The organism is Flavobacterium glucosi (genome assembly GCF_048286535.1).
Lineage (GTDB): Bacteria > Bacteroidota > Bacteroidia > Flavobacteriales > Flavobacteriaceae > Flavobacterium.
Genome location: NZ_JBLVPK010000001.1, coordinates 42,088 through 67,014, shown reverse-complemented (window position 1 = coordinate 67,014; position 24,927 = coordinate 42,088). Strand labels below are relative to the sequence as shown.

39 protein-coding genes are annotated in these 24,927 nt (G+C 36.7%); 12 read left to right on the top strand and 27 right to left on the bottom strand.

The features are described 5' to 3' along the window. Positions 1–57 precede the first annotated feature (57 nt). Positions 58–1,050 carry a hypothetical protein gene (locus tag ACNQGD_RS00420; protein ID WP_417997932.1) on the bottom strand — a complete coding sequence of 331 codons (993 nt, stop codon included), beginning with the start codon at positions 1,048–1,050 and terminating at the stop codon, positions 58–60. A gap of 65 nt (positions 1,051–1,115) precedes the next feature. Next, a complete protein-coding gene (locus tag ACNQGD_RS00415; RefSeq protein ID WP_417997931.1) occupies positions 1,116–2,180 on the bottom strand; it encodes an ATP-dependent Clp protease proteolytic subunit in 1,065 nt (354 codons plus the stop codon). A 183-nt stretch (positions 2,181–2,363) separates the two neighbouring features. On the opposite strand from ACNQGD_RS00415, the gene ACNQGD_RS00410 reads away from it, so the two are divergent. From ACNQGD_RS00410 to ACNQGD_RS00375, 8 genes are all read left to right on the top strand, one after another. Continuing rightward, the gene (locus ACNQGD_RS00410) at positions 2,364–2,861 is read left to right on the top strand and encodes a hypothetical protein (protein WP_417997930.1); all 498 of its coding nucleotides are present in this window, start codon (positions 2,364–2,366) and stop codon (positions 2,859–2,861) included. Then, the gene (locus ACNQGD_RS00405) at positions 2,861–3,115 is read left to right on the top strand and encodes a hypothetical protein (protein WP_417997929.1); all 255 of its coding nucleotides are present in this window, start codon (positions 2,861–2,863) and stop codon (positions 3,113–3,115) included. The genes ACNQGD_RS00410 and ACNQGD_RS00405 overlap by 1 nt, the downstream gene beginning before the upstream one ends. After that, the gene (locus ACNQGD_RS00400) at positions 3,099–4,619 is read left to right on the top strand and encodes a hypothetical protein (protein WP_417997928.1); all 1,521 of its coding nucleotides are present in this window, start codon (positions 3,099–3,101) and stop codon (positions 4,617–4,619) included. Before ACNQGD_RS00405 ends, ACNQGD_RS00400 begins: the two co-directional genes overlap by 17 nt. Next, positions 4,616–5,038: a phage protein Gp36 family protein gene (locus ACNQGD_RS00395; RefSeq protein WP_417997927.1), complete on the top strand. Its 423-nt coding sequence runs from the start codon at positions 4,616–4,618 to the stop codon at positions 5,036–5,038. Before ACNQGD_RS00400 ends, ACNQGD_RS00395 begins: the two co-directional genes overlap by 4 nt. After that, on the top strand, positions 5,038–6,318 hold the full coding sequence (locus ACNQGD_RS00390; protein ID WP_417997926.1) for a phage portal protein family protein: 1,281 nt from the start codon (positions 5,038–5,040) through the stop codon (positions 6,316–6,318). Before ACNQGD_RS00395 ends, ACNQGD_RS00390 begins: the two co-directional genes overlap by 1 nt. 89 nt (positions 6,319–6,407) lie before the next feature. Next, entirely contained in the window at positions 6,408–7,679 is a 1,272-nt protein-coding gene (locus ACNQGD_RS00385) for a phage head morphogenesis protein (RefSeq protein ID WP_417997925.1), read from the top strand. 136 nt (positions 7,680–7,815) lie between these two features. Further along, positions 7,816–8,319 (top strand): phage virion morphogenesis family protein, encoded by a 504-nt coding sequence (locus ACNQGD_RS00380; protein WP_417997924.1) that lies wholly within the window; start codon positions 7,816–7,818, stop codon positions 8,317–8,319. A gap of 2 nt (positions 8,320–8,321) precedes the next feature. Then, entirely contained in the window at positions 8,322–8,822 is a 501-nt protein-coding gene (locus ACNQGD_RS00375; protein WP_417997923.1) for a hypothetical protein, read from the top strand. Here the strand turns inward: ACNQGD_RS00375 and ACNQGD_RS00370 are convergent. The 23 genes from ACNQGD_RS00370 to ACNQGD_RS00260 form a co-directional block, all read right to left on the bottom strand. After that, entirely contained in the window at positions 8,812–9,030 is a 219-nt protein-coding gene (locus tag ACNQGD_RS00370) for a hypothetical protein (protein ID WP_417997922.1), read from the bottom strand. The two genes, ACNQGD_RS00375 and ACNQGD_RS00370, sit on opposite strands and share 11 nt — an antisense overlap. A gap of 63 nt (positions 9,031–9,093) precedes the next feature. Continuing rightward, the gene (locus ACNQGD_RS00365; protein ID WP_417997921.1) at positions 9,094–9,612 is read right to left on the bottom strand and encodes a hypothetical protein; all 519 of its coding nucleotides are present in this window, start codon (positions 9,610–9,612) and stop codon (positions 9,094–9,096) included. 382 nt (positions 9,613–9,994) lie between these two features. Further along, the gene (locus tag ACNQGD_RS00360; RefSeq protein ID WP_417997920.1) at positions 9,995–10,339 is read right to left on the bottom strand and encodes a hypothetical protein; all 345 of its coding nucleotides are present in this window, start codon (positions 10,337–10,339) and stop codon (positions 9,995–9,997) included. A gap of 4 nt (positions 10,340–10,343) precedes the next feature. Beyond that, positions 10,344–10,883, bottom strand: coding sequence for a hypothetical protein (locus tag ACNQGD_RS00355; RefSeq protein WP_417997919.1), 540 nt, complete (start codon positions 10,881–10,883; stop codon positions 10,344–10,346). Beyond that, positions 10,880–11,164 carry a hypothetical protein gene (locus tag ACNQGD_RS00350; protein WP_417997918.1) on the bottom strand — a complete coding sequence of 95 codons (285 nt, stop codon included), beginning with the start codon at positions 11,162–11,164 and terminating at the stop codon, positions 10,880–10,882. The genes ACNQGD_RS00355 and ACNQGD_RS00350 overlap by 4 nt, the downstream gene beginning before the upstream one ends. A gap of 27 nt (positions 11,165–11,191) precedes the next feature. Then, positions 11,192–11,455, bottom strand: a complete 264-nt coding sequence (locus ACNQGD_RS00345; RefSeq protein ID WP_417997917.1) for a hypothetical protein — start codon at positions 11,453–11,455, stop codon at positions 11,192–11,194. A 22-nt stretch (positions 11,456–11,477) separates the two neighbouring features. After that, positions 11,478–11,999: a hypothetical protein gene (locus ACNQGD_RS00340; RefSeq protein ID WP_417997916.1), complete on the bottom strand. Its 522-nt coding sequence runs from the start codon at positions 11,997–11,999 to the stop codon at positions 11,478–11,480. Then, positions 11,999–12,307, bottom strand: a complete 309-nt coding sequence (locus ACNQGD_RS00335) for a DUF4406 domain-containing protein (RefSeq protein ID WP_417997915.1) — start codon at positions 12,305–12,307, stop codon at positions 11,999–12,001. The genes ACNQGD_RS00340 and ACNQGD_RS00335 overlap by 1 nt, the downstream gene beginning before the upstream one ends. Continuing rightward, positions 12,304–12,645 (bottom strand): hypothetical protein, encoded by a 342-nt coding sequence (locus ACNQGD_RS00330; RefSeq protein WP_417997914.1) that lies wholly within the window; start codon positions 12,643–12,645, stop codon positions 12,304–12,306. Before ACNQGD_RS00330 ends, ACNQGD_RS00335 begins: the two co-directional genes overlap by 4 nt. Continuing rightward, entirely contained in the window at positions 12,642–12,857 is a 216-nt protein-coding gene (locus tag ACNQGD_RS00325; RefSeq protein WP_417997913.1) for a hypothetical protein, read from the bottom strand. Before ACNQGD_RS00325 ends, ACNQGD_RS00330 begins: the two co-directional genes overlap by 4 nt. Next, positions 12,854–13,000: a hypothetical protein gene (locus ACNQGD_RS00320; protein ID WP_417997912.1), complete on the bottom strand. Its 147-nt coding sequence runs from the start codon at positions 12,998–13,000 to the stop codon at positions 12,854–12,856. Before ACNQGD_RS00320 ends, ACNQGD_RS00325 begins: the two co-directional genes overlap by 4 nt. 284 nt (positions 13,001–13,284) lie before the next feature. Continuing rightward, positions 13,285–13,641 carry a hypothetical protein gene (locus ACNQGD_RS00315; RefSeq protein ID WP_417997911.1) on the bottom strand — a complete coding sequence of 119 codons (357 nt, stop codon included), beginning with the start codon at positions 13,639–13,641 and terminating at the stop codon, positions 13,285–13,287. Continuing rightward, positions 13,628–13,801 carry a hypothetical protein gene (locus ACNQGD_RS00310; RefSeq protein ID WP_417997910.1) on the bottom strand — a complete coding sequence of 58 codons (174 nt, stop codon included), beginning with the start codon at positions 13,799–13,801 and terminating at the stop codon, positions 13,628–13,630. The genes ACNQGD_RS00315 and ACNQGD_RS00310 overlap by 14 nt, the downstream gene beginning before the upstream one ends. 86 nt (positions 13,802–13,887) lie before the next feature. After that, positions 13,888–14,163, bottom strand: coding sequence for a hypothetical protein (locus ACNQGD_RS00305; protein ID WP_417996817.1), 276 nt, complete (start codon positions 14,161–14,163; stop codon positions 13,888–13,890). Positions 14,164–14,167: 4 nt separating this feature from the next. Further along, positions 14,168–14,374, bottom strand: a complete 207-nt coding sequence (locus ACNQGD_RS00300) for a hypothetical protein (protein ID WP_126568832.1) — start codon at positions 14,372–14,374, stop codon at positions 14,168–14,170. Between the two features lie 107 nt (positions 14,375–14,481). After that, a complete protein-coding gene (locus tag ACNQGD_RS00295; protein WP_417997909.1) occupies positions 14,482–15,234 on the bottom strand; it encodes a DUF3164 family protein in 753 nt (250 codons plus the stop codon). Continuing rightward, positions 15,235–15,531 carry a hypothetical protein gene (locus tag ACNQGD_RS00290; RefSeq protein WP_417997908.1) on the bottom strand — a complete coding sequence of 99 codons (297 nt, stop codon included), beginning with the start codon at positions 15,529–15,531 and terminating at the stop codon, positions 15,235–15,237. It lies immediately after the preceding gene. Then, entirely contained in the window at positions 15,528–15,710 is a 183-nt protein-coding gene (locus ACNQGD_RS00285) for a hypothetical protein (protein WP_417997907.1), read from the bottom strand. Before ACNQGD_RS00285 ends, ACNQGD_RS00290 begins: the two co-directional genes overlap by 4 nt. Positions 15,711–15,712: 2 nt before the next feature. Continuing rightward, entirely contained in the window at positions 15,713–16,096 is a 384-nt protein-coding gene (locus ACNQGD_RS00280) for a hypothetical protein (RefSeq protein ID WP_417997906.1), read from the bottom strand. 2 nt (positions 16,097–16,098) lie between these two features. Beyond that, the gene (locus tag ACNQGD_RS00275; protein ID WP_417997905.1) at positions 16,099–16,725 is read right to left on the bottom strand and encodes a hypothetical protein; all 627 of its coding nucleotides are present in this window, start codon (positions 16,723–16,725) and stop codon (positions 16,099–16,101) included. Then, a complete protein-coding gene (locus tag ACNQGD_RS00270) occupies positions 16,725–17,570 on the bottom strand; it encodes an AAA family ATPase (RefSeq protein ID WP_379858678.1) in 846 nt (281 codons plus the stop codon). The genes ACNQGD_RS00275 and ACNQGD_RS00270 overlap by 1 nt, the downstream gene beginning before the upstream one ends. Before the next feature lie 46 nt (positions 17,571–17,616). Continuing rightward, positions 17,617–19,452, bottom strand: coding sequence for a hypothetical protein (locus tag ACNQGD_RS00265; RefSeq protein WP_417997904.1), 1,836 nt, complete (start codon positions 19,450–19,452; stop codon positions 17,617–17,619). A 164-nt stretch (positions 19,453–19,616) separates the two neighbouring features. Then, positions 19,617–19,808, bottom strand: a complete 192-nt coding sequence (locus ACNQGD_RS00260) for a hypothetical protein (RefSeq protein ID WP_379858675.1) — start codon at positions 19,806–19,808, stop codon at positions 19,617–19,619. Positions 19,809–19,992: 184 nt separating this feature from the next. Here ACNQGD_RS00260 and ACNQGD_RS00255 point away from each other — a divergent pair, with 184 nt between their 5' ends. The 4 genes from ACNQGD_RS00255 (at position 19,993) to ACNQGD_RS00240 (ending at position 23,010) form a co-directional block, all read left to right on the top strand. Beyond that, positions 19,993–20,610, top strand: a complete 618-nt coding sequence (locus ACNQGD_RS00255; protein ID WP_417997903.1) for a S24 family peptidase — start codon at positions 19,993–19,995, stop codon at positions 20,608–20,610. A gap of 638 nt (positions 20,611–21,248) precedes the next feature. Then, on the top strand, positions 21,249–21,608 hold the full coding sequence (locus ACNQGD_RS00250; RefSeq protein WP_417997902.1) for a hypothetical protein: 360 nt from the start codon (positions 21,249–21,251) through the stop codon (positions 21,606–21,608). Next, positions 21,604–21,744, top strand: coding sequence for a hypothetical protein (locus tag ACNQGD_RS00245; protein ID WP_417998262.1), 141 nt, complete (start codon positions 21,604–21,606; stop codon positions 21,742–21,744). Before ACNQGD_RS00250 ends, ACNQGD_RS00245 begins: the two co-directional genes overlap by 5 nt. A gap of 198 nt (positions 21,745–21,942) precedes the next feature. After that, a complete protein-coding gene (locus ACNQGD_RS00240) occupies positions 21,943–23,010 on the top strand; it encodes a glycosyltransferase (RefSeq protein WP_417997901.1) in 1,068 nt (355 codons plus the stop codon). A 73-nt stretch (positions 23,011–23,083) separates the two neighbouring features. Here the strand turns inward: ACNQGD_RS00240 and ACNQGD_RS00235 are convergent, their stop codons facing one another. Both ACNQGD_RS00235 and ACNQGD_RS00230 read right to left on the bottom strand, forming a co-directional pair. After that, the gene (locus tag ACNQGD_RS00235; RefSeq protein ID WP_417997900.1) at positions 23,084–24,145 is read right to left on the bottom strand and encodes a sensor histidine kinase; all 1,062 of its coding nucleotides are present in this window, start codon (positions 24,143–24,145) and stop codon (positions 23,084–23,086) included. Further along, positions 24,146–24,829, bottom strand: coding sequence for a response regulator transcription factor (locus tag ACNQGD_RS00230; RefSeq protein WP_417994269.1), 684 nt, complete (start codon positions 24,827–24,829; stop codon positions 24,146–24,148). Positions 24,830–24,927: the final 98 nt, after the last annotated feature.

The following is a 24,927-nucleotide window of genomic DNA, read 5'->3' as shown; positions in this document are numbered from 1 at the left end:
AGGGTGCAGTCGAGTCGCATTGACTTCGACTGCCATTTTAAAAATAAATCAGACTGACTATCCTATGATAGCGGCTACACCTTCGTCACGGATGGCAATACCAATAAAGTAAAGCTCAAAACCGATGGTGTTACGTCTGTTTTCTGGATCTAATTCTTTAGGTCTTGAGTAACGAGTTACTGTACCAGTTGCTTTGAAACACGTTTTTTCGTGCATGATAACTGACGCCATTTGCACCCCGTCTACTGCACCAAAGGCTACTTTAGTTCCTGTAGTAAATGTTGGGTTGTATGTACTTTCGTAAGTTTTAAACCCGTAGTATGATTTAGAAAGAACACCTTCAACAGCGTTGTGGTACTGTGTTTGGAAAGTTCTGTCCTCGTTCAACAAATCGGCTACGTGGTCTGGACATAATACCAGGATACGTCCCTCTTTTGGTACTAACAGTTTATCCAGTTTCTTTTTCATTAAGGCCACATCTTTTGAGGTCAATGTTGGTCTAGTTCCGTCAACGGCTCCTGTACAAACTAGTACTGGTGTTGTTGCGCTGTTAGAAGATGGTGCAATAGAGTGCAAAGCGTGTTGTGCTGTTTTATCCTCTAATTCCTCACGGTGTTGTTCTTGAACGTCAGATACTTTCTCATAAGGCAATGCGTATAATTCGGCAGCCGTTACGGTTGTATTTGTAGTTTCGTATTTGTTCAAAGAAAGTACTACGTGAGTATCATCTCTACCGGCAGATACAATTGGGTACACTGTATTGTTAATTAATACTGAAGGTGCTGCACCTCTTTTCGGGATTTTTATTACATCATTATCAACCCATGATTGCTTACTTTTCAATAATGATAACCATGAATTATCGTGACGGAATTTTTTAATCATTTCCTTTTCTGCGGTTTGGTTCAATACGGGCAAGGCTACCGGTGTAACACCCGCCATTTGAACTCCATGTTCGTTCATTCCCATTGCATTTGCAATGAATGAAGCCGTTACGCATAACGCTAATACAAATAAGACTTTAAACAGTCCTTTAAATTGATTTTTCATTTTCTGTGTTTGATTTTTGTTTTTACTTTTTTTACTTGATCGAGTTGATCGCTTGACTTATTGGTTTATCCGAAGTAAGCCGCTTCTAATGTTTTGAACTTCTCTGGGTCTTTAGTCATTAATTCCATTAACGCTTCCGGGTCTTTGGATTGATAGTCCTCCATTGTCCATTTTTCACGTCCTGCGGCAGTAACTCCCTCTTCCAATTCTGCGGATAGTTTTGTAACACCTTGCATGGCCTCGATAATGGTTTTTGTTCCCTCAAAATCGGCAGTTGCTAATTTTGTGTAGTGCGGTGCCAAATCGGCGGTAAACTTTTTGTCTACAACTCCCTTGTCAACTAATGTTTTCACATTGGCTTCAAGAGTCGATTTTGCGGTGGCTTCTAGGCCTTCCGTTTTACCGGCTTTTACTTCTAAAGCGGTCAATGCCGCTTCAATTTGAGCATCTGTAGCATCAGCCGAAAGCCTTAGTCTACTAATCAGTACGGTTCTTTCCATTTGTATTTTGTTTTCATTATTAATTTTCGGGATAATTGGTGCTGCAACTGCCTCTAGTATTTTGATACTTTCTGCTGTTACTTCTTCCTTGTTGTCGAGAACGATGTCTAAAAGACCTTCCATTTTTGCTTCGTTGGCGGTCATCCAGTAGTCACCTTTGGCAAAATATTCGTCAATGGCTTCAACCGTCTTATTCATTTTAGTTGAATAAGCACTTTTGTACTCCTCAGTAGTATTTTCAAGAAGTTTCAAATCGGCTTTAATCGTCACAATATCACCATAGGTTCCTAGTCTAGGTCTGTGGATCATTATTTGAGAGTTTGGATAAGCGGAACTTGGGAACTGTGTCATGAAATACGTTGCAGCAGATGCGGCAACGGCTCCAATTTTCAAGCGCACATTAGATAGGCGTTTCAAATCGTTACACATTTCTGTCGCTTCAAAGCAGTTACCACCTGCACTATTAATATAAACTTCAACATCGGTCACGCCTGTTTTTAAATAGTCGTCCACAATGGTTCTAATAGTGGCAGAGGAACTTTGCGACCATTCACCTATACGGTCAATAATCTTTATAGTTCCGGTTGTGCCTGCCGCGGATGCTTCAATAAATGTTCTAGGTTTTGACATGTAATTCTCGTTTTTATTCCCTTTTGAGATGACAAAGATTAGCCTTTGGCAGAGGGTAAAAAAAAAGACCTTTTTATTTAGTAACTCTCGAATACTGAATTAGTTAAATAGTATTACCAAATAAGAAGATGAATTAAATTTTCATTCCTTATTAAGACAACTTTGTACCATAGAAATAACAGTATGGCAAAGGAAAAAGAGAAGCGAATTGCTTTCGATTACTACACAAATCAGGGTTTAACGGCAAAAGCCATTTCGGAAATAGTGAATGTTTCCGAGAAAACTATTGGTGACTGGGTTGAAAAAGGCAAGTGGAAAGGAGTGCGTGATTCCAATATGAACAGCTCCCAGAACCGAGCGGCTAAAATTAAGGAGCTAATCAGCGAATTAACGGAGCAACAACTAGAAATCAGTATCGAGGTTAAAGATGCGAAAGCAGTGGGCGACAAAGAGCGTGTTATTGCCTTACGTCAACAATCTGCGTCTATATCTCAGGAAGTGGCCATTCAAACAAAAGCTTTAGAGCGAATGGATTCTGAAAATCGAATTTCACTAGGATTATATCTCGAAGTAATGGCGGATATATTCAAGAACCTCGAACACTACGACAAAGACGTGTATTTAAGAACGCTGGACTTTCAAGAAAATCATTTATCAACAATATCAATCAAACTCGGATAATGGCATTACTAAAACTCATTCTAAGCCTTATGATTAATAAGGCTCCCATAAATCAATACTATTTAAACATTGGCTCGCACTTGCTTAAAAAAGGAGCGGGGTTTCATGTGGGACAAATTGTAAAAGAAAAACACCTGTACGACGGAATTTACCGAGTGAGTGTAATTACTGGATTGTTTTACAATTTTCAGGACAATAAGGTAACGCATACTGCAGATAAAAAAATAATGAAAGTCGATGAAAAGAAACGATAAGGCCACTCTCGACCGCTACAAAAAGAAGCTCGAACTTTCCCGCTCGTTTTCAAATGTTAACCCATTTGAAACCGATAAGGAAAAGCGTGAGGCTATTGAAGTGGCGAAAAAGAGTTACCGGGCAATGGTGCAAAGATATTTCCCGCATTATGCCACATCTGAAACACCCGATTTTCATATTGATTTTGCAAAGAAAGTCCAGAAAAATAAAACCTTTAAAGGCTTTTCTCAGTGGGGGCGTGCTTTATCAAAATCAGTTGTAAACGACATCTTAATACCGTTTTTTCTTTGGATAAACGGTGAGCCGGTTTACTTGGTTCTGGTAGGTAATAATGCCGACAGAGGGAAACAATTATTGGAGGATATTCGTGCGGAGTTTGAGAGTAACCCACAAATCATAAACGATTTTGGGGAGCAATACAACCAAGGTTCTTGGGAGGACGGCTTCTTTATTACGAAAAGCGGTTTTATTGGACAGTCGCTAGGTATGGGGCAATCCGTTAGGGGTTTGCGTGTAAAGAGCAAAAGACCAACACACATTGTCTGCGATGATATCGAAACTAAAGATTTAAATCAAAACCCAGTGCGCCAGTTAAAAATGGCACGTTGGATTGAGCGTGATTTGATTCCAACAATGGACGGTGACATTCGAAGGTTTATCCAGGCGAACAATAGATTTGCTCCAAAGATGGTGCAAACCATTTTACAGGAGTTACACCCGGACTGGGTTGTTCACGAAATAAATGCGTATGATCCGGTAACTTTTGAGCCCACTTGGAGCTCGAAATACTCAAGCACTTATTTCCAACAAATTGAAAAAGAAATTGGAGCATTAGCCGCAAGAGCCGAGTACAATAATCAACCCCATATCGAGGGAACAATATTTAAGGCGGAGGACATACAATATGCGCCTTTGCCAAAGCTCAATACTTTCAAAATCATTTTTGGTTATTGGGATGTCGCCTACTCCGGGACACAAACCTCCGATTATAATGCTATTGTCGTGGAAGGGTTAAAAGACCGTGATTTTTGGGAAATCGACTGCTTTGTTCAACAATGCAAAATGAGTGCCGCATTAGCCTATATGTGTCAGTTCCAGCTATCATTACCGGATACTGTTGTGGTGCATTGGGTGTTTGAAAGTCAGTTTTGGAATGATGCCGTAGAAAGCGCCATTCGTGATGCCGAAAAACTGTTTAACTGCCGTTTAAATATCATTAAAAGGGACAGGCCTAGAGCGAATAAATACGATAGGATGTTACAATTGCAACCGTATTATCAAAATGGGCGTTTCTATTACAGTGATAAATTAAAGCACAAAAAAGACCATCAAATTGCCATGCAGCAACTTTTTGGAATTGAGCCCGGCTACAACTCAAAAGATGATTATCCCGATGCTAAAAAAGGAGTTACTGACGAACTGGAAAAGTATGTAAGCTTTGGAGGTTCTGAAAATAGCAATTATAGAACGGGAAAAATGAACCATAAAAACGATAGAATATGATTTATATCGATAAGCCTTATTTAATCTCCTTTGCCCAGGAGAGACTCATTGACGAAAGCGCACAAAATGACGATGAAATTATTGACCAAATTGAGTTAACTCAAATTGCCGTAATCAAAAGTTATTTAGGCACACGCTATGATACGGCCACCGTATTTGATGAAACCGACCCGGTACATAATGAAGTATTGAGGGAAGTTTTAGCAAAATTAGTTTTGTACAAACTGGTTAGAAGAAACGCAGCTCGTAAAGTTCCATCTGATTATAAAGAGCAATATGATGAGGCCATGAAAACACTTAAAGAGGTGTCAATTGGTATTATTCCGTTGTCCGGGGTTCCTGCGGCGGTTGACAGTACTGGAGCAATAATAAGTAATTCAATATCGGGTAATTTATCCAATCCAAACTTTTATATCTAATGGAAAATCCCTTCAAAAAAGCCTATACAGCATTCGAAAATAAAGTATTACGTAATACAAACCCACAAAAACTTAAAGCGGTTTCCGCTGCTATGAGTCCAGACAAAAGCTATTCCGGGCAGTTAGAAATGGAGTCTATCACGATGCAGTCTAAAAACCTTGCGGAATGGAAAACGGCCATACAATTAGCAACCGATCCCGAAAATCCAGACCGCTCTAGTTTGAGGACTTTATATGAAAATCTAATGTTAGACAATCACCTTGCATCTGTAATAGATTCAAGGATTTTGTATTGTCAGCGTTCCACTTTTAAAATTGTAAGTGCGACCGGAGAGGAAAACGAGGAGTTATCAGCTCTTTTTGAGCGCACTTGGTTTGAGGAGTTGGTGCGGCTTATTCTTATGGCTCGGTTTCAGGGTACCACGTTGATAGAACTTTTTGAGCTTGATATTTTAGGAGAGCTTAACGATGTAACTGAAATTCCGCTTGGTTATTTCAACCCCTTAAAGGGCATTATTATAAAAGCACCGGGAGATTCAAAAGGGTGGGATTATAAAGAGGGCATTATGGCTAATTACTATCTTCAGATAGGAAAGGACAAAGATTTAGGAATGTTGGCACAAGTGGCTCCTATTGTCTTGGCTAAAAAAATGGGTATTGGTGCATGGTTGGATTTTATAGAAAAATATGGCGTGCCACCTTTATTTATAACTACAGACCGTGAGGACGATGGAAGGTTAAACCAATTATTTGAAGCGGCTCAAAATTTCAAGTCCAATCACTTTATGGTAGGACGTGGGAATGAAAAATTTGAGGTTCCGTCTATTACTTCCAACAATCCATCAGGGGCGTTCAATCCTTTAGTGGAACGTGCGAACTCTGAAATATCAAAACGCTTTTTAGGTGGTACCGGATTGACTGACGAAAAAGGGTTTGTTGGTTCCGTAGAAATTCAATTCAAGTTGGCCAAAGATAGATTTGAGAGTGACAAATTGATGATTAAAAACTACATGAATAAAATGGTGATTCCACGACTTATAAAGTTGTCGCCTGTTTATTCCGGATTAAACGGTCAAACTTTCATTTGGGACAATGCAGAAATAAGAACCTCCAAAGAAACTGCGGAGCTTGTTAATATTTTAGGCAATCAATTTGATATTGACCCAGAATGGGTTGAGCAACAAACTGGCGTACCTATTCTTGGACAAAAAGCCACTCCCGGTTCTGCCGATCCTTTGGCGGCTGCCGAGGCTAAAAAAAAAAGTTTAACGAAAAAGTAACGGCGTTATTCAAGTCCATTGAAGCATCCTACCATTCGGAGGATTGCGGTTGTGAAACTTGCAAATCAGCTCCTTTAATTTTAGAGGCTTTGGACTTTTCCGGCTACGATGCTATTATTGATAAAATTGCTCAGGACTTGCACGATGGAAAAATGAAACCATCTGATTTGAATCAGGAGTTAATTACTAAAACCTATGCAGACCTTTCCGAAGGTGTCGGGAAAGGATTTGGTGAAACGTGGTTGAAAAACAAAAGTGATGGTTCCAGTACGCTTGTTACTGAAATGAAAAAGAACCTTTACACTTTTGCCAGTGCCAAAAACTATGCGCAGCTTGAAACTCTTAATAAAATGCTGTACTATCAAGATGGCGGTTTACGTCCATTTAATGAATACAGCCAATTAGCAAAAGGAGTCAATAGACAGTACAATAAGAACTGGTTGCAAGCCGAATATCAAACGGCAAGAACCGCAGGCCAAATGGCTAAAAAGTGGCAGCGCATCCAAGCCGACAAAGATTTGTTTCCTAACTTAAAATATAGAACTGTTGGTGATGATTTAGTACGTGACGAACACGCAGTACTAAACGGAATCATCAGACCCGTTGATGATCCTTTCTGGGGTACACATTACCCGCCTAACGGCTGGCGTTGTCGTTGTGACGTGGTGCAAACTGCGGAGGACGTTACTGCTAAAAAAGTGGCTATTGAGCCCAATCCCGACTTTGCGGGAAATGTGGGAAAAGACGAAGAAATTTTCACTAAAAATAATAAGTTTTTCAAGTTGCTAAAAACAGATGCCAACGCTTTGAAAAATGCAGAATTGGCAAAACTAAACGCACCGTATCAGCTAGCCTATAAAAGCAAAAGCAATAAAAATGTAAGCGCCAGTATTTATTATGATAAAACGGATTTTACCGCCAATTTAGAAAGTGCAAAAATCATAAGTGATGAGCTGAATGTAAACATTGGAATCAGGCCACATATTAATATTGAAAAGTATAAAAACCCAGAGTTTACCATCAAAGGCAAAGTGGGTGATTTGGCGGTAAGAGATACTGATAATTTGAAAAGCTATATCAATAATACTTTTGCGAGCAAACTTGGAAAAAAAGGGCAACTAAGAGACTTAGACGAATGTTTTTTAGTTTTTAACTTTAAAAATACGGCTTTCAATACCACTCAAATTTCAGATACTTCCAGACAATTATGGGCTAAATTAAGCAGTTATAAAACGGTCAAAGAGGTTTATTTGATTAACGGCGAGAAAGTTATTAAGGTAGAGCAAGAATCACTTAAAAAAGGATATGAGGATTTTAAAACAAAAATAGAAACTCTTAAAAGCAACAAAAGCAAGGCGTAAACCTTGCTTGAGTCGGATCGAGATTGGATTTCTCCGCTCTTGCTCTTATATATTTTTATGTGTAGTATCTTTTCTGATAGTACAAATGTACAAAAACTTTTTAATCATTGATTAAAAGGTAATTAAATTTCAATTTATGGCTAACCGAAAAATAAACGAAGTGCCCGATTTTTTAAAGGTCGCAAAGAAAATGAAGCTTGATGTTAGGCGGTATGCTAAAACGTTCTGTTTGCAGTGGTTTGACGATAGCTTTCAAAATCGGGGTTTTACAGATGCTTCTTTTGTGGCTTGGGAAAAGCGGAAAGAACCAGACCGAAGACCGGGAGGAGCAATATTGGAGGATACTACCTATTTGCGTAAAAGTTTAGAGGTAATGAATGAGGGCAGCGATAGTGTCCAGTTTGGTACAGAGGTTCCTTATGCCGGGCTTCACAACAATGGCGGTAGAATGCGAGTGGTGCAATATGTACGGGCGCATACCCGTACTAGAAAAGGTGTTCGGGAGCAGGTGAAATCCCACAGCCGAAAAATTGATACTATATTCCCAAAACGCCAATTTATAGGCCACTCAGAGAAAATGATGAGTAGCATGGACGTGTGGCTTTCAACAGAGATTGAAAAACGATTTAAAGAATTATAAATATGAAAAACTGGAAAAACCTTTATTTAGAGTTGGCTAATAAAATTAAAGCCGAAATTCCAACGATAGAGTGGATTGATTTGTGGCACAGTCAGGCGTACCATTTAGATGAGGAGCATGCATTTCCTACACCTGCAGTATTTTTGGCGTTCCGCAGTAACAAAATGACGAACACGGCCGAAAAGGTGCAACAAATCACAATGCAGGTTGATATATTTTTATTTTATGAGACTTTCAGTGATACGTATCATGATGGTATTAACCAAACTGAGGCGTTGGCGTTCTTAGATAATATGGAGAAAATAAACACCTTGTTTCACTGCAGCTCTGGGGTAGAATATAGTAACATGAGCCGTAAATCTTTCAGTCCGGTTGATACCGGAGGAGCAAGTAATTTATACCTTATGACGTATGAATGTCTTTTGGTTGATTATAGTGCGGCAATTGATTATGAGGAGGGAACCTTTGCAGATGTGGAAGTGAAAAAATTTATTATTGATTAAACATTTGCAATTGCGAGGTGGCGTAGGCTACTCGATTAAAAACAATGTTCTCAATGGTTTTAGGAGCTTTATAGTATTTTGCTCCAAGTTTGCCCAGTATCCAGTCGTTAGTATATTTTTGAACGCCAAATTCCTTCATACTAGAAAACTTGCTAAAGTCACTCTTGATGTCGTGGTATAATTTGTCTGTCAAGTTGCGTACTGCCATACCACAAAAATAACAAACTTTATGTAATAAAAAAACCCACTTTTTTAGAGTGGGTTTTTAGTTTTAGGAGTCATTTCGTATTGACCATTCATTTCCGTTTTTCTGAATAAAGAATTCTATTTTTTTATCGTGATCTCTTAACTCATCGTATTTCTTATTGGCCGTTTTTTCTAAATCGGCAGTTGGTGAAAACCATGATTGCCATACAGGGAATAGATCTGAATATTTACCCTGTAACAATGTAAACTTATACTTTTTTATTCCTGGTGCAACTAAGTCTTTATTTTCACCTTCAAAATAAATTTTATAAGTAACCATTAAGCAGTTGCTATAGTCTTTTGAGCTATTCAGTTGTTCATCTGTAACGCCGTCGGGAGCGTAAACAATTTTTAAAAATTGCTCCTTTTCAAACTCTTTGTATTTATAAAGATGATAATTGCTTTTTGACATTGCTTTCATGTCATTAGCTATTTTCAAGGAGCTGTCAAAATCAGTAGCGTTCAATTGATTAATTACTGCATAGTTCTGTGCCTGAACAAATGACACAATCAATAATGTAATAAGTAGTAATAGTTTTTTCATGGTTAAAAAAGGTTTATGTTACTTACAAACTCCACATTTGCCACCTTGTTTAGCGCAATGCCCACAGTATTTACAGTTTTTGCACGCACTACAACTTTTAGAACCGGTACATTTTTTGCCATAGTAATCATAGGCAAATGCTGATCCGGCCAGCATAAGTCCAAGTGTAGTAAGAATCATAATTTTTTTCATGAGTTTGTTTTTTAAGTTAATTCAAATCTAGTTAATATTTATACAATAAAAACACCACTAGAAATAAAATTAATCCGAAAACTGTAAATGCACGTTTCAAGTTCCGTCTATAATTCCGGTCTATTTCTTTAATTTTCCTGTGGTGATCTTCCCAAATTTCTTGCATTAGTTCAAAGGTATTAAGTTAGTTTTATTGCTGCTTACGGTTTTCCTCATTCTCAAAATTTATTATGTGAATGAATGGTGTAAAAAAACTGGGGTTAATGTGGTAGTCTTTAAAAAAAACTACAACTTCATCACTGTAATGGGGCTGTATTTTAATATCAAAATATTTTGAGTGCGTCAATAGTATTGCCGCATTATGATCTATATAATTAACCATTGGATAACTGCGTAAAATTATTTGTAACCAATTTGGTAGACTAATAATTAACTCATCCGATTGGCAATTCATTGCGTGGAAATCGTATATAGCAGACCTTAAAAAATGATGGATTGCTAGTATTTCTGATTGATTTATTGATTTTAATCTCATCTTTTTAATATTTTAAGTCCGTCCAGTGAATAATTTTTCCTTTGAACCAATAGTTTCCTGTCGCTTTTCCGTTTTTTTCAATGACTTCTAAAAAGTAAATTCTAAAGTCATTGTATTCATCGAAACCATCATTTAATGCTAGTTGTTCTATTTGCAAACCGTTTAATTGAAAATCATCTTCGCCAATATAAGAATCGATTTTTGCAATACTTATTTCAATAAAAGTCCCTCTACGAGTCATAAATATTTCCTGAACGCTCACCACAGGCAGAACCGGAGCAAACCGAAACATATCTTTTTGGCGGCAATTGATAAAGAAATCTATTTTTGTTCCGGGTTTCCAACGCTCTTTTTTGTCCTCCCGGATGGTGTGAATTTTATGTGCTAGTTTATCCTTTGCAACATAATTATAATTTGGTGGGTAATGGGTGCTAGGATCAATTCCCGCTTTCATAATAAGTTCCATTAATCTGAATCCTTTATGAATCTTCTCTACAAAATAAGTAGGCTTTCCGTTTAATTGCGTGCTAAATCCTAGTATCATGATAAATCGATTGCTACATTATACACTGAAATACTGATCACATCATCAACATAAAAAGACATGCTTTGATGCCTTGATTCGTGCCTTTTTAGTTCCGGGACTGCTGCGTTACCTTTATACTTTAGTAAGGCATTTTTGTACAATTGTACGATATAATCGGTTGCCTCACTTTTAGTGCTGAAGAGAATACAGTCAACCGTATTCAACTCATTTAAAATTAGCAGCTGCAACTTGTTTTTTGTGGAGTAGGTTTTAGTAACCTTTGTGAATTGTTTTGCCATTGTGGTGGGTTTAATTATTAATACTTTTTATTTTTTTCTTACTGGTTCATACAATGAATTACCGGTTAAAATAATAGGCAGTACCACCGTTTCTACTCCTATGACACTCCAAACAATATTACCGGTGCTCAGTTTATAAACAACACTATCGTTTTTAACTTCGGACTCATTAATCCAACCGTAAGGCTCGATAACTTCGTCTTTACCGTTGATGTTAATTACTTTACTGTCTGCGCATGATGCTAATAATATGGAGGCTACAAATGCGATTAATTTTAGATTCTTTTTCATTTTATTGATTGTTTTTAATTGTTTAAATTCTTCTATCCGTTTTGCGTTTTGCTAAATCGGCAATCATGGGGTTAAAATTCTTTGTGGGTACTGCTTCCTGGTATTCATCGTTAAATCGTTCCTTATTTAACCATGTTGCCAATAAAGCTTGTGCAATTTTCGATTGTGCTATCCTTTTTTTATATTTTGGTACTTGGATAAAACATTTAATCTTTTCGGCTTCAGTTAACTTGTCAAAGGATTTTTCGGCATCTTTTCGCGACTCCTTATAACCATAAATATTCCACAATGCTTCAAAACTTAAATCGGCTACTGACTTTTCAATTATAAATACCTTAGTGTACTTTTCTTGTTTCATCCAGACGCTTTGAATAATACTTTCGTTGGCAGGAAAATTGGCAGAAAACAACCATTTCATTTGTCCATCATTCAATTGTCCCTCACAGATTTCAAATAGCTTTAAATTGCCGTTTAAATCGTATTTAAACAGGAATATTAATCCTATTTCTTTTCCTTTGGCTCGGTAGGTGGTTAGTTGCTCCATTAAATAATTGTTTCCACTTCGTAATAAATTTGGATTCCTAACTTGGCGGCCGTCCTGTGCTCAATCATTGCGCCTTTGCTATCCGTGTAACATGGCAGCATATAAATAGCATCGCAAAACTCCAAAGCTTCAAGGCATTTGTTCATTGCCACGTTCCAGTCCTCTTTTGGGTTGTTTATGAGTTCAATTGGGTTTATGACATCAAAGCCTTTTGACTCCAGTTCGTCCTGAGCTTCTTTGAATTTGAGTGCGGTTGGTTCTGCGGGTAGTCCGGTTACTTTCCCGGCGATGTAGATTGTTTTGTTCATTGTTGTAGTTTTTGGTGTAAATCAAGGCTCAGTTTTAACAAGTCATTGTGCGCCTTTTCTTGGTTTGGAATTTTTGGTAAAAAAATTTGAATGAATGAATAAAGAGCATACCCCTCGTGAAATTTAAGTTCTAACCCTATTAATTTCTTATTGCTAAACAGGTCAGCGCTTTTTATTATTTTTCGATATCGAGCATGTATTTTGTCTGAAATATCGAAAAGAACCGAGCGGGTTACTTTTTCTTCTAACGATATCGGCTTATAATCTTCGATTTGGTTCATCAACTTTTCCAGTGCCATTATTTGATCAGGCGTGACTTTAGTTTTAATCGGTTTCATTTTTCAGTTCCTTTATAATCCTCAAGAGGACAGTTATCGGGTATTGTTAGTTGAGACTGCAAAACATCTGATGATTGGCTTTCAGCTATCAAAAAATGAGGAGCATCAGGAAACATACATATTGCAAAACTGCTTTTGCTTTCTCGGCGGTTGTCTGCAATGACGCAGAATTCACACTCGTTACATTCGGATATTACTTTAGCTATTTTCATGAGCATTCCGTTTTAGGTTTTTCTAATTCTTCGCCACATTCAGTGCAAACTAATACTGTTGTTTCACAGGTGACTATACTTTCTAATACTTTTATTGTAGCGATGTCGTGGGGACAAATTACCGTGATGCTATACTTTTCCATCTGCAAAGTCTTTTGAAAAGCAATATTTAGCGTGACAATATTTTGAGCACTGGTTAACATCGGAGCAATCACATTTTGGATACTTTGATGTACGCTTTTTTTTCTTTGGTTCTGATTGTCCTAAAAGCCTACCCAACATAAAAACTCCGAGTAAGACTATAACTAAAAAGAACCATGCGACAGGGTTATTGATTACCTCCATGTTGTTTCATTTGGGCAGCATCTTTTGCCGCCGTTTAACTTTTTTTGAATTCTGTAGAATATTGAGTTTAAAAACTTTTTTATCATTTGTACTTTGATTTTACTATTCCTTTAAATGCTTCAATTATTTTCGAAACCTCTTCCGGCTTCATGTCTTTTAAGGGCTTGTTAATTGGTGATTTATCACTCTTTAAAAAATCGCTCAGTCTGTTAATGTCTGGAACTTCACCCCATTTGCCATTGGGTACCACCCATTGCGCTTGACGGAGTAGTGATAGGATTGTTTTGTGCTGTTGATTATTTTTGTCGAACAATCCCCAGTTGCTTTTGCTATGGCCTCTGCCTCCTTGTACAATGGTTTGCAATTGCTTTTTTGGGGCGTTGTAGTCGTCAATTGCGGAACCTTGTCCCTCGTACACGTATGCTTTAGTTGCTGTCATTTTCAATTACTTTTTTTTGAACTGTTTTTCCGTAGAATGCTTTGAATGGAATTCTATTTTCATACATCTCTTCATGCTCTTTGCACATTTGCTTACCTTTTCCGATGTTTTTTTTATTACATCCATCGGCAGCACAATCTTCTATAAATACTGTGTTCATTTGTTGTTATTTTAAATTTGCTCCCGAGGCGGGACTCGAACCCGCAAAAGCCATTTTCACTCGGGAAACCGAATTAACTAACCAAATTATTTTTTGCTGTCCTCTCTATCTTGAAAAATCAATTTGTTACAGATATGATTGAACTCTAACGGATCGGGTGACTGTCCTGTAATTTTGCTAAATATGTGTTGTGGTACTCTTGTCCCTAAGACGTGAAACAAATCATTTAAATTCCCTTCTTTAGATACTTTATTAATATCAATGTAGTAATCACTTTCTTCGTCAAAAACGGACTGTAATGCGCTTAAAATTTTTGCTTGGAACTGAATTTGAATTTCTTGTTTTTTGTTTTCTTTTGGCATTTTTTTATCCTTTATAAGTTGCTTTTGTGTGTTTTTTGAACCTCTTGTTTTTAATGATTAGCTTTTCATAATTCCGAAAAGCTTGATGTTGCCTTGCGGTCAAATCCGCTTTACAAGACCAGTTTCCTAGACTGTCTTTATAAATCACGTGGCCGTTCAAATCGTAGCTTTCGTGGTCAATTATTGGCGTTATGGTTATTTCTGTTTTCATATTGTTTAAAGGTGGTTCTTATCTTAAATCGAAGCCATAACACATATTCAACGATGGCTTTACCGTTGAGCACTATTAGCAGGATTGCTAATAGTGCCGTTACTGAATTACTCTGGTGCATTGGTTTCTGCAATTACTTCGTTGTAAAACTCAAACTTGTAGCCTTTAGAAAAATCAACCGCCGACATGGACAAAGGGATTGGCGTTTTGTTTTTGTTTTCGTCAATCAGTGCCGCTTCAACGAACCAAACGGAGCGCACTGGCTTGTATGATTTACTTATGATATCAACACCATCGGTAAACTCTTCATCACTGAATTTGGCAGTTAATTTTTGCAGCTCTAAAACTCGGCTGCCTTTCAGATTTCCTTTAGCGTCTTTTTTCAAAAGGTTAAAAACCATATCAACCAAAGCAGCAGTTTCGGTATCTTTTGCAAGCGAGCTAATGTATTTTTCTACTTTAGCAATACCGGCGTTTACCGTATCGTCCCAACCGTCCGTAATTCGGTAGCCTATTTGCACTTCGCCACCTTCAAAGGAGAAAGTATGGGACTGCTGTTTTTCCTTTACTCCAAAAACTTCTGATTTTAGTTTCAGGATATCCTCGAAGTACTGAAACGCTTCTGTTTTTGCATTAGACAGCACCTCAGATGCTAATGCGAGTTTAAAAATGGCTTTCGGTACTGTTTGTTCAACAAGTTCCTTATAAGCGATTCTATCGGCTTCTTTTTTAGAATCCTGTGCCGCTAATGCCGCTTTTAGTTGTGCAGGTGAAAATTTCGTTAAATCTACTGCCGGTGCTTCCATTGTTGCTGTACTCATAATTATTGCTTCTTTTACTATTATATTATTGGTTTCCATTTATTTTAAAATTATATCGGAGGAAAAGCCGCCCCATCCCGTGGCGTGTATCTTCTCGATGGTGAACTTGATTTTTGCCTCAATTGCTACCGGTATTTTATACTCCCGGACTTCGTGGCTAAAGGTTTCATTATTGGCGTGGCTTAATTGCGAAAGCAGTGCGCCACGTTCTTGATTGATGCAGATGCGTTCCCCAACTTTGAACACATGAATGCGACCTTGTTTTTGCAAATCCGAGCAATACACGAGCACGTTGTGTAAATCTTCTAATCGTTGATATATGTCTTCGTTACTCATTTGCTGTGGAAATTATGGTTTCTAATGTCGAAGGTGTCACGCTCGTAGGTTCTACCTAGTTGTTGTTCTTTTAGCTTGCGCAAATCCGTTTCTATTATTGTCCGGTTGGCGTGGTTGGGATTGTCTCTTAACCATTGCTCTAGCTCTGCTATTTTATTTTTTCGATGCTGTGGGGTCATTGTTAATTTTGATTGAATGTTAGACTTGGGATTTTTACACCGTGAACTTTGAGGTAACTCACCGCTCTTGTTTTTTTGATTTCCTGCAGTAGTGCTGTTGGGCGTATGTTGAACATGCCATACGTACAGTCATTATAAAAAGTTTGATAATCCTTTACTGGAATGTTCTCATCATATCGCTGTGTCATGGTGGCAAACTTTTCCTCACATTTTGCATATTCCATTAAATACCATTTATTGACTGCTGAGTTTGCTATTACTTTTTGAAACTCTCTAGCGTTAATGGTTACGCTTTCGCACCATCTTGCATACGATCCAAAAATCATGTTTTCGTAATCATCAGCAGTCATTTGTAATTTTTGAGCGGTTGTTGTTTTTGTACTCATGGCTATTTTATTTTTAAATCAAATTGGGCGGCTCCTTGCTCCCAAATGGTATAGGGTTCTTTATCTCCTCCAAGGCGGCTTAAACACATCGCCCGGTAACCTTCAACTCTGATTTTGACATCAGCATCATATTTCACAAACTTGGCAAGTGATCCCTCCGGGTTCTTGCCATCTGCATGGCTTATGAAAATGAACAACTTATTATGAAACTCCTCCTTTAGAAGTTTGTATTCCTTTTTGTTCAGTCCGGTGTACTGCAATGAATCAATGAAAATAATGTCCGGTGATTTTTTGCGCCTCAGTCGCTCTTTCAAATCGTCTATTCCTTCCCGGTTGCCTATTGTAAATCTGTTTTTTACTTCCTGCATGTTCTGGGCTACGATGGCATTTTGCATGGACTTTCGTGCGCCCTCTTCCAGTGTGTTGTAAAAAACTTTTCCTGATAGCGTTAAGGCTTTTGCTAATTGAAGACTGAAACCCGTTTTACCGTTAAAACTCTCACCCCATATAATCCAAATCCCTGAGCATTCCGGTGTCCCTAGTAACTTTTTAAATTCGGGCGGTAACTCTAATTCTTTGAACTTCTTTTTTGTTATTTCGTCAACCGAAACGGCTCTTTTTACTGCCATTAAACTCTGTTTTTTACAGCGTGAATTTTTCGTTTTACTCTTCGTAGGTCACATTCTGAATCGTTGAATATTTCCTTAATGTCCTTTGTACTTTCCACACCATTGGCGATGCATATTTGAGTAACATCATTGTAGTTAACTCCTTTAAGCTCTATGAACTTTCGACCGATACGGGAGTTGATTTCTTTGTATCCTTTGCGGTTAAGCTTGATTCCCTTGCTTATTCTTTTTGAAAGGTGATCCGTTGCACATAGAATGATTCCGCAATGATCTTCCAGTCTATTATATAAAGTGATAAAGAAGTACAGCACCGTGTCTGGAAGTTTGTCCGCTTCATCCAGTATGATAAGCGGGTTTTGTTGTGATTTCAGTTTCTTTACGATTTCGTTCATCATTTCGGCAACTGTAAAACCGCTATAATCAACACCCATTGAAGTTAGGAGTTGCACCAGGAACTCTTTGCGATTCCAATACTCAGCACAGCTCAACAAATACGCATTTTTATTGTCAGACACATAAAGGTCAAAACTCTTAGACTTGCCGGAACCTGCATCGCCGGTCATGGCAAAAACATTGGCGTTTTGTTGTGCATCTGTCAGGAACTTTGAAATTATTTTAAAGTCAGTTGTTTCAACAAAAACCCATTCTTTAGAACTGTGTCCTATTTGAGAGGCTACATTTCTCCACATCGTTTCTGAGATATTTTCCCAGTTGTTATTCATTATTTGCGAAAGCAAGGCAGAGGAAACGCCGTTTAATGAATTGGCTGCCTTATTTTGGCTTCCCTTTTGATTGATAAAAAGGGCTAGTTTTTCGTGTACTTGTTTTTTGAAATCAGTTGTCATACTTTTGTTTTTTAAATTTTTGGTGAATTCGGGGTGCAACCCGTTTTTACATTAATTGAGTATAATCAAACTCTTGATCATCCTCTGTGAGAACCGCTTCGCTTAATTTCTTTTGATACTGAGCGATGTCGGTTTTTTCTTTTTTAACTCTCTTGGAGTTGACACCTTTTAGTTTTGGGTTTTTATATCCGTAGCTTTCGGCAGTCATGTTGTGTTTTTGTAGGTTCGCTTCCGCTTTTTCCTCCGTTGCAATTCGTATTTTCTTAGTGGCTTCGATTTGGTCTCTGTAATATTGAGCTTCCCAATCTTCTTGCTCTTGCTGTCCTCTGTGTATTTCAACTTTCGTTTCAGCAGCTCTCACAAATTTTAATCCTAGTGGCGTTTTCTTGTAGAGATAGATTAAACTCATATCGTCCGGGTCAAATTTTATGTGAAACTTTTGGCTCACATTTTCAATATGCCATTCCTGGTCTATGGCTCTTGAATTTTCTTGGTAGACTACATATTCATATTGAGTTGTTTTTTCCTTGAAGCTAATCCCGCTAGAGTGGCACTGTATTGGTAGGTTTCTCTCAATCCAAAAGAAGTCAACCATTTGAAACGGCGTTACTTTTGGGCAGTCCGGGTTTTCACTGTCAAAATACATCTCAATACGTGGTAAGCCTGTTTTTGGGTGCGGTGCCTGATTCCATTCGTTACGCTTTTGCTCGTATTGTGCTTTTAGTTGGGCAAACGTTGGTAACATTTCAGTATTCGCAAGAACAAACTCCATGTTAGCATGGCTCGAAACTTTTTTCGATGTGATATTTTGCCCAGAATAGTTTGGTAATTGTGCTAAAAACTGAGTTTGAAATCTTCCAAATGCGCTCTCAATCGTTTTTGATTTACCATTATAAGGCTGTGTTTTAATGGCTAAATGGCTAATTTTATCAAAGAAACCACCTGAGTGAAGCTTCTTGTTACCGGCACCGTTATCCAGTGATATTTGGTAAGGCCTGTGTTCTGAAACTTGAATTGCCATTTTGAAAGCTTGGTATCCTGCCTCGTAATCTTCCTTCTCTGAAATGTGATATCCTAAGAATACTTCGCTGTACGCATCCATAACCTCATACACATTAATCGTTTTCATTTTACCGTTTGCATCCTGATAGTAAAGGTTGATTTTGGTACCATCTGAATACCAAAGTGAATCTCTCATGGATGGCAAAGCCGTTTTAAATGACATGGTAAACTTTTCTTTGAATTTCAATTCTCCAAAACGGTACCCGTACCATAAAGGCTCAATCTTAGGATCTGATAGGAAGTTGATAAGCGATTGCTCTGACTTAATCATTTTCCACTCTTGCTCTTCCGCTTCGGTATTGTATTCTTTCAAAAGTTGGTTGTAATTTGCTACACGTTTTACACGGTCACACCAACGAGCCAAAACAAATGACTTGGCATCATCGTTAATTTTCTCCGCATTTTTAGAACCAAAGGCTTTGTGTATAAAAACCCCGTAACCATCGTTTAAGTACTGTTTAACCTTATCTCTAAGGATTCTTTGGTTTCTTGGAAGTGAGTGCGGATAAGTATGTTTTGGCAATTCTGAAACTACCTCTGCGATACGTTCCCAAACATTCACTTTAGAACCTGCTAGTGCTTTTCGTTGTGCTAATTTTGAATTAACGATAGTGTTGATTGCATTTGCGATTGAAGCGTTACAACAGTACTCTTTGATGTTTTTCTCTGGTAGTGCTTCGCCACTGTCAAGCGTATAGTTTCTAAAAAATTCGTATGCTTTTTGATCGTCAAGGATATAATCAGTAAATGTGATAGTCGTCACCTTTGCGTAAGGATCTCCGGCTAGTTCAATTACTTTATTTTTTATATCTGATCTCATGGTGTCGAATTGTATTAGTGCTTTACGGCCATTGCCGCCTGTCGTCATTTTTTTGAGGTGGCCTCTTGAACATAGCTGCTTATAATTAGGCTCGCTAATTATTCCGCTTTCTACAATCCAAGAGGCTTGTACACAAAGGATATTATTTTGATAGTATTCAAACATTACGATTCTTGATTAGGTTCAAAAATTTCCAACATTACTTTTGCGTCTTTTAAAATTGCTTTTGCTAAATCTGTATTGTTGTCACGTTCACCTTTTAAAACAAGGGTTATATAGGTCGCAGTACAATCGTGTTTTTCTGCAAGAGCCGACTTATTTATTTTTTTTCTTTGTGCTTTTGTAAAGTGCTCCATTTTTTCGTTAGCTTTGTTTTAAATTCTGAACAAATATCGAAACAAGTTTCGAAATAAAAAAATATATTCGAAAGTTTTTTCGAAAGTATTTTATAATGCTTTATAAATGAGTTCTATAAATAAAAAAATTGACGACATAGCTAATGAGCACTATGCAGGCAACAATTCCGCCTTTGCTAAAGTTATGGGTACAAGTGAGGCTAATATTCGTAATTACCGTAAGGAAACGATGCCAAAACTGGAATTCGTTGTAAAGCTTAGAGAGATATTCGAAATAAGTTTCGATTATTTATTATCAGATTACGTAGACCCGGCTAAATCTAAAATAGGCGAGCCTAGCACGATCTATAAATTGAAAACTGATAGATCAATAAAGGATCAAAGAGTACCTTTATATGACATTGAGGCGACAGCCGGAATGGTAGAGTTATTCAGGAATAAAAACGGCAAAACAAAACCAGTAGATTTTATTTCGATACCAAATCTTCCAAAATGCGATGGTGCAATTTATGTCACAGGCGACAGTATGTATCCATTATTAAAGAGTGGCGATATCGTAATGTACAAAGAGCTCAACAACTCTATAGATAATATTTTCTTTGGTGAAATGTATCTATTATCAATCAATATGGATGGTGAGGAATTTGTAACGGTAAAGTGGATTCACAAATCTGATAAAGGCGATGATTTTATAAAAATAGTTTCGCAAAATAGCCATCATCAGGCAAAGGATGTTCATCTTAAAAACATAAAAGCCTTAGCGCTTATAAAAGCATCAATAAGGATCAATTCCATGAGTTAATTATTTTTTTTAACTGATTCCACATACTAAAACCTTGTAAGCCCTTATAAATAGGGCTTTTTTTGTTTCTGTACATTAAAAATTTAGGGTATTAAGTGTGTGCTTAAACGCTTTTTTAGTTACTTTTTAAATGTTTTTATGTTTTATGAATACTTTTATATACTAACATTTATCAATATTTGTAACTGCAACTGTAACCCCAACTGTAACTGCAAAGTAATTAATAGAGTTTTTTATATTTATTCATTGAGTCCATTTACAAACTGTTTAAACAACCCTTTTAAAGCGTTTAAATAGTATTTAAACGGTAAAAAATAACCCCCATTTAGTAATAAAATGGGGGTTTTAGCTATATTTGTCCGGCCTAATAGTAGTAAGGCGTTTAAAGCGTTTAAAAATGATACTAGCGATGGTAGTTCAATGGAAGTAAACGGTAGATAAATGCACCTTTTAATTTTGGAGTGTTTTAGACCTTTTTTATCGTGAAGTATTGATTTTATTGAGTTTTTCGACCTTTTTATATTACTTACTTATGTATGTTTTATTTTAGGGCTTATATTTTATTGTAAAATATTCAAAATCAAATTATTATAAAAAAACTACTGTTGTTATGTTTTGTAATTATTTTGTCAGTAAACTTGCAAGCACAAGAAACTGCCGCTGAAAAGAAAGCAGCAAAAGCTAAAACTGAAAAATTGGCTTTAGCCAAAAAAGAAAAGGCCGAAGCAGCGAGAGAAAAGGCGACTTTAGCCAAAGAAAAAGCAGCTAAGACTAAAAAAATTGCTAAAAAGAAATCCGAGACTGCCAAAGACAAAGCAAGTATAGCTAAAGAAAAAGCGGAAACCGCCAAAGATAAAGCTGCCATAGCCAAAGAAAAAGCAACAGCATCTAAAAAAACAGCAAAAGGAAAAGTAGAAACTGCCAAGGATAAAGCAACGATGGCTAAAACTGTAATAAAAGAAAAAGCTATAAACAGCAAATCAGTAAAAAAAAATTAAAGAAACTAATGAGAAAGCACCTAAAGTAGCCGACAAAATAACAGGTGAATACAATGGCAAAAAAGTATATACTGGTCCTAGAGGAGGAAAATATTACATTAACTCTAACGGAAATAAAACCTATATCCAAGAATAATTTTTAAAGAAAGCATCTTAAAAAGGCTATCCCTAAAAAGATAGCCTTTCTTTCTTTTGGTTCAAAAATAGAAGAAAAAACAATCTGAAAGAGTACTTAAGTATTGTATAACTTAATAGTTTAGTAATCTTTTGAAAATATAAAAAAGGGCTTAACTTATGTATCTTTCCACTAGAAAAACATTTGATACAATTAGAAATGGATATAAAAACTGCGCCTAAAACTATTTTGATTACCCCTTTAAACTGGGGTTTAGGCCATGCCACCCGTTGCATTCCAATCATTAGAGCTTTACAAGACAACAACTACATCCCAATAATTGCCTCAGATGGCATTGCTCTTGAATTGCTACGAAAAGAATTTCCAAATCTCCAAACACTGGAACTGCCATCCTATCAAATTGAATATGCTAAAAATGGCGCTAATTTTAAATGGAAATTAATAAAAAATGGCCCCAAAATGGTAAAAGCTATTCTGGAAGAAAAAAAAACAATTCAAAATTGGATCAAAAAATATACAATTGACGGTATTATTTCGGATAATAGATTGGGGGTTTTCAGCAAGAACGTACCCTCCGTATTTATCACCCATCAATTGAATGTGATGACCGGAAATACCACTTGGATTACCAGTAAAATACATCAATCAATTATAAAAAAATATACGGAATGCTGGGTTCCCGACCTCGCCGGAACTCCAAATTTAACCGGCAAACTGGGTCATGTTGACAATCCAAACCTCAAAACAAAATACATTGGTCCCTTGAGCAGGCTTCAAAAGAAATTGTTGCCAAAAAAATATGATTTACTGATAATTCTCTCTGGTCCTGAACCTCAACGTGGCATGCTGGAAAAACATTTGAAAAAAGAAATCCTTAAATACAGCGGTAATGCAATTTTCATTGAAGGAAATATTGAAAAGGAGCAAAAAACAACTACAATTAAAAATGTGACGTATTACAACTTCATGAATTCAACTGAGTTAGAACAGGTTTTTAACGAAAGTGAAATGGTTCTTTGCCGTTCAGGTTACACTACAATCATGGATTTAGCACAACTAAGAAAGAAAGCTTTTTTTATTCCAACACCTGGGCAATATGAACAAGAATATTTAGCCAAAAAATTGAAGAAAGAAGGCCTGGTTCCTTATGCAACGCAAGATGATTTTAGAATGGAAAATATCCAAGAAATTGAGGAATATAAAGGATTGCCTCGGTTAGACTCTAAAATTGAATGGACAAATTTGTTCCAAGTTTTTGAAAAATAATTAAACATTAATTCCTAGAAATAAAAAAACCGATTCACAAGAATCGGTTTTAAACGTATTTTAATTTTTGATTTTATTTAGCTTTCTTACTTATTTTTATTTTTTCAAGTGTAAAAGAAAATTCAGAACCCACGCCATAGGTACTGTCTACATAAATTTTCTCATCATGTGCTTCAATAATATGTTTTACAATAGATAAGCCCAAACCTGAACCACCTTCGGTTCTTGCTCCGCTCTTATCCACTCTGTAAAAACGCTCAAAAAGTCTTGGAATATTTTTTTTCTCTATTCCTTCTCCGTTATCCGTGATTCGAACAATGACTTTTTCATCTGTCAAATCTTCAATACTTACTTCGGTAGAACCTTTTACTTTTCCGTATTTGATTGAATTAATGACAAGATTCATCACTACTTGTTGGATTTTTTCTTGATCTCCAACCACCATAACAGGCTTGTTGTATTTCATGTCAAACATCAACAGGATATCTTTCTTGGAAGCTTTCATTTCGAGCAAATCAAAGACATTTTGAACTAATTTAACAATGTCAAATTCAGCAATTTCCAAGTTCAATTCCCCAATTTCGAGTTTAGAAATCATGTCTAAATCTTGTACGATATAAATCAATCGTTCTACTCCTTTTTCGGCACGCTCTAAATATTTTTTCCGGATTACTTTATCGCTCATGGCTCCGTCAATAAGAGTTGACAAATACCCTTGAACCATAAACAGGGGTGTTTTGAGCTCATGAGAAACATTCCCAAGAAACTCTCTTCTATATTCTTCCCGCACTTTTAAAGTTTCAATTTCTAACTTTTTATCCGTAGCAAACTTTTTTACTTCACGTGTAAGTGTAGCCATATCTGTTGTTATTGGCTGATTCCTAAACGTGCTTGATTCTAATAAAGAAACATCATCGTATATTTTTTTTACTTTTTTATAGATAAAACGTTCCACACGATATTGTATTACAACAAATGAAAAAGTCGCAATTGAAATAGCAAAAATTAAGCAAAACTGATACGAAACAGAAAAAAACAAATAGGTCAGAAAAGCAACTAATCCTGTAGAAAAAAGTGTGATGTAAAGCGCTGATTTGACAGCAAAACGATATGTTTTTTTAAAATTTATTGTCATTTATACCTCAAACTTATAGCCAACTCCTTTTATTGTCTTAAACAATTCTTCTCCAATTTTTTCTCTTAATTTTCTGATGTGAACATCAATTGTTCTTCCACCAACTACGACTTCATTTCCCCAAACTTTGTCCAGAATCTCATCGCGCTTGAATACTTTTCCAGGTTTTGAAGCCAGCAGGTAGAATAATTCAAACTCTTTTCTAGGCAATGCAATTTCAATATTGTCTTTAACGATTTTATATTCTTCGCGATTTATTTCGATTCCGCCTACGTTAAGTGTTTCGCTATTTTGTTCCTTTTCTTTTAATCGGCGTAATAATGCTTTTACTTTACTGACTAATAATTTAGGTTTAATAGGCTTTGTGATATAATCATCCGCACCGGCATCAAAACCTGCAACTTGAGAATAATCTTCGCTTCTGGCTGTCAAAAAAGTGATGATTACATTACTAAGCTCGGGAATTTTTCTAATAGCTTCGCAAGCTTCCATCCCGTCCATTTCTGGCATCATTACATCCATTATAATAAGGTCGGGCAGTTCTTTTTTAGCTTTTGCTATTGCCTCTCTCCCATTTGCTGCTGTAACGATTTGATACCCCTCTTGAGAAAGGTTATATCCTACAATTTCTAGGATATCCGGTTCATCATCTACTAATAGAATCTTAGTGTTTCTTTTCTTCATAAAGCGCCAAAAATTGTTTTTGAATTGTAAATGTAATGATAAATGGGGTATTCAAATGGTGTTAACCATAATTTAATATTGGAGTCCTTTTTAGACCC

What these genes read in the sequence shown, in the direction of transcription:
- ACNQGD_RS00420 (WP_417997932.1), bottom strand. Translation starts at nt 1,050, where the DNA reads ATGAAAAATCAATTTAAAGGACTGTTTAAAGTCTTATTTGTATTAGCG.
- ACNQGD_RS00415 (WP_417997931.1), bottom strand. Translation starts at nt 2,180, where the DNA reads ATGTCAAAACCTAGAACATTTATTGAAGCATCCGCGGCAGGCACAACC.
- ACNQGD_RS00410 (WP_417997930.1), top strand. Translation starts at nt 2,364, where the DNA reads ATGGCAAAGGAAAAAGAGAAGCGAATTGCTTTCGATTACTACACAAAT.
- ACNQGD_RS00405 (WP_417997929.1), top strand. Translation starts at nt 2,861, where the DNA reads ATGGCATTACTAAAACTCATTCTAAGCCTTATGATTAATAAGGCTCCC.
- ACNQGD_RS00400 (WP_417997928.1), top strand. Translation starts at nt 3,099, where the DNA reads ATGAAAAGAAACGATAAGGCCACTCTCGACCGCTACAAAAAGAAGCTC.
- ACNQGD_RS00395 (WP_417997927.1), top strand. Translation starts at nt 4,616, where the DNA reads ATGATTTATATCGATAAGCCTTATTTAATCTCCTTTGCCCAGGAGAGA.
- ACNQGD_RS00390 (WP_417997926.1), top strand. Translation starts at nt 5,038, where the DNA reads ATGGAAAATCCCTTCAAAAAAGCCTATACAGCATTCGAAAATAAAGTA.
- ACNQGD_RS00380 (WP_417997924.1), top strand. Translation starts at nt 7,816, where the DNA reads ATGGCTAACCGAAAAATAAACGAAGTGCCCGATTTTTTAAAGGTCGCA.
- ACNQGD_RS00375 (WP_417997923.1), top strand. Translation starts at nt 8,322, where the DNA reads ATGAAAAACTGGAAAAACCTTTATTTAGAGTTGGCTAATAAAATTAAA.
- ACNQGD_RS00370 (WP_417997922.1), bottom strand. Translation starts at nt 9,030, where the DNA reads ATGGCAGTACGCAACTTGACAGACAAATTATACCACGACATCAAGAGT.
- ACNQGD_RS00365 (WP_417997921.1), bottom strand. Translation starts at nt 9,612, where the DNA reads ATGAAAAAACTATTACTACTTATTACATTATTGATTGTGTCATTTGTT.
- ACNQGD_RS00360 (WP_417997920.1), bottom strand. Translation starts at nt 10,339, where the DNA reads ATGAGATTAAAATCAATAAATCAATCAGAAATACTAGCAATCCATCAT.
- ACNQGD_RS00355 (WP_417997919.1), bottom strand. Translation starts at nt 10,883, where the DNA reads ATGATACTAGGATTTAGCACGCAATTAAACGGAAAGCCTACTTATTTT.
- ACNQGD_RS00350 (WP_417997918.1), bottom strand. Translation starts at nt 11,164, where the DNA reads ATGGCAAAACAATTCACAAAGGTTACTAAAACCTACTCCACAAAAAAC.
- ACNQGD_RS00345 (WP_417997917.1), bottom strand. Translation starts at nt 11,455, where the DNA reads ATGAAAAAGAATCTAAAATTAATCGCATTTGTAGCCTCCATATTATTA.
- ACNQGD_RS00340 (WP_417997916.1), bottom strand. Translation starts at nt 11,999, where the DNA reads ATGGAGCAACTAACCACCTACCGAGCCAAAGGAAAAGAAATAGGATTA.
- ACNQGD_RS00335 (WP_417997915.1), bottom strand. Translation starts at nt 12,307, where the DNA reads ATGAACAAAACAATCTACATCGCCGGGAAAGTAACCGGACTACCCGCA.
- ACNQGD_RS00330 (WP_417997914.1), bottom strand. Translation starts at nt 12,645, where the DNA reads ATGAAACCGATTAAAACTAAAGTCACGCCTGATCAAATAATGGCACTG.
- ACNQGD_RS00325 (WP_417997913.1), bottom strand. Translation starts at nt 12,857, where the DNA reads ATGAAAATAGCTAAAGTAATATCCGAATGTAACGAGTGTGAATTCTGC.
- ACNQGD_RS00320 (WP_417997912.1), bottom strand. Translation starts at nt 13,000, where the DNA reads ATGGAAAAGTATAGCATCACGGTAATTTGTCCCCACGACATCGCTACA.
- ACNQGD_RS00315 (WP_417997911.1), bottom strand. Translation starts at nt 13,641, where the DNA reads ATGACAGCAACTAAAGCATACGTGTACGAGGGACAAGGTTCCGCAATT.
- ACNQGD_RS00310 (WP_417997910.1), bottom strand. Translation starts at nt 13,801, where the DNA reads ATGAACACAGTATTTATAGAAGATTGTGCTGCCGATGGATGTAATAAA.
- ACNQGD_RS00305 (WP_417996817.1), bottom strand. Translation starts at nt 14,163, where the DNA reads ATGCCAAAAGAAAACAAAAAACAAGAAATTCAAATTCAGTTCCAAGCA.
- ACNQGD_RS00300 (WP_126568832.1), bottom strand. Translation starts at nt 14,374, where the DNA reads ATGAAAACAGAAATAACCATAACGCCAATAATTGACCACGAAAGCTAC.
- ACNQGD_RS00295 (WP_417997909.1), bottom strand. Translation starts at nt 15,234, where the DNA reads ATGGAAACCAATAATATAATAGTAAAAGAAGCAATAATTATGAGTACA.
- ACNQGD_RS00290 (WP_417997908.1), bottom strand. Translation starts at nt 15,531, where the DNA reads ATGAGTAACGAAGACATATATCAACGATTAGAAGATTTACACAACGTG.
- ACNQGD_RS00285 (WP_417997907.1), bottom strand. Translation starts at nt 15,710, where the DNA reads ATGACCCCACAGCATCGAAAAAATAAAATAGCAGAGCTAGAGCAATGG.
- ACNQGD_RS00280 (WP_417997906.1), bottom strand. Translation starts at nt 16,096, where the DNA reads ATGAGTACAAAAACAACAACCGCTCAAAAATTACAAATGACTGCTGAT.
- ACNQGD_RS00275 (WP_417997905.1), bottom strand. Translation starts at nt 16,725, where the DNA reads ATGGCAGTAAAAAGAGCCGTTTCGGTTGACGAAATAACAAAAAAGAAG.
- ACNQGD_RS00270 (WP_379858678.1), bottom strand. Translation starts at nt 17,570, where the DNA reads ATGACAACTGATTTCAAAAAACAAGTACACGAAAAACTAGCCCTTTTT.
- ACNQGD_RS00265 (WP_417997904.1), bottom strand. Translation starts at nt 19,452, where the DNA reads ATGAGATCAGATATAAAAAATAAAGTAATTGAACTAGCCGGAGATCCT.
- ACNQGD_RS00260 (WP_379858675.1), bottom strand. Translation starts at nt 19,808, where the DNA reads ATGGAGCACTTTACAAAAGCACAAAGAAAAAAAATAAATAAGTCGGCT.
- ACNQGD_RS00255 (WP_417997903.1), top strand. Translation starts at nt 19,993, where the DNA reads ATGGGTACAAGTGAGGCTAATATTCGTAATTACCGTAAGGAAACGATG.
- ACNQGD_RS00240 (WP_417997901.1), top strand. Translation starts at nt 21,943, where the DNA reads ATGGATATAAAAACTGCGCCTAAAACTATTTTGATTACCCCTTTAAAC.
- ACNQGD_RS00235 (WP_417997900.1), bottom strand. Translation starts at nt 24,145, where the DNA reads ATGACAATAAATTTTAAAAAAACATATCGTTTTGCTGTCAAATCAGCG.
- ACNQGD_RS00230 (WP_417994269.1), bottom strand. Translation starts at nt 24,829, where the DNA reads ATGAAGAAAAGAAACACTAAGATTCTATTAGTAGATGATGAACCGGAT.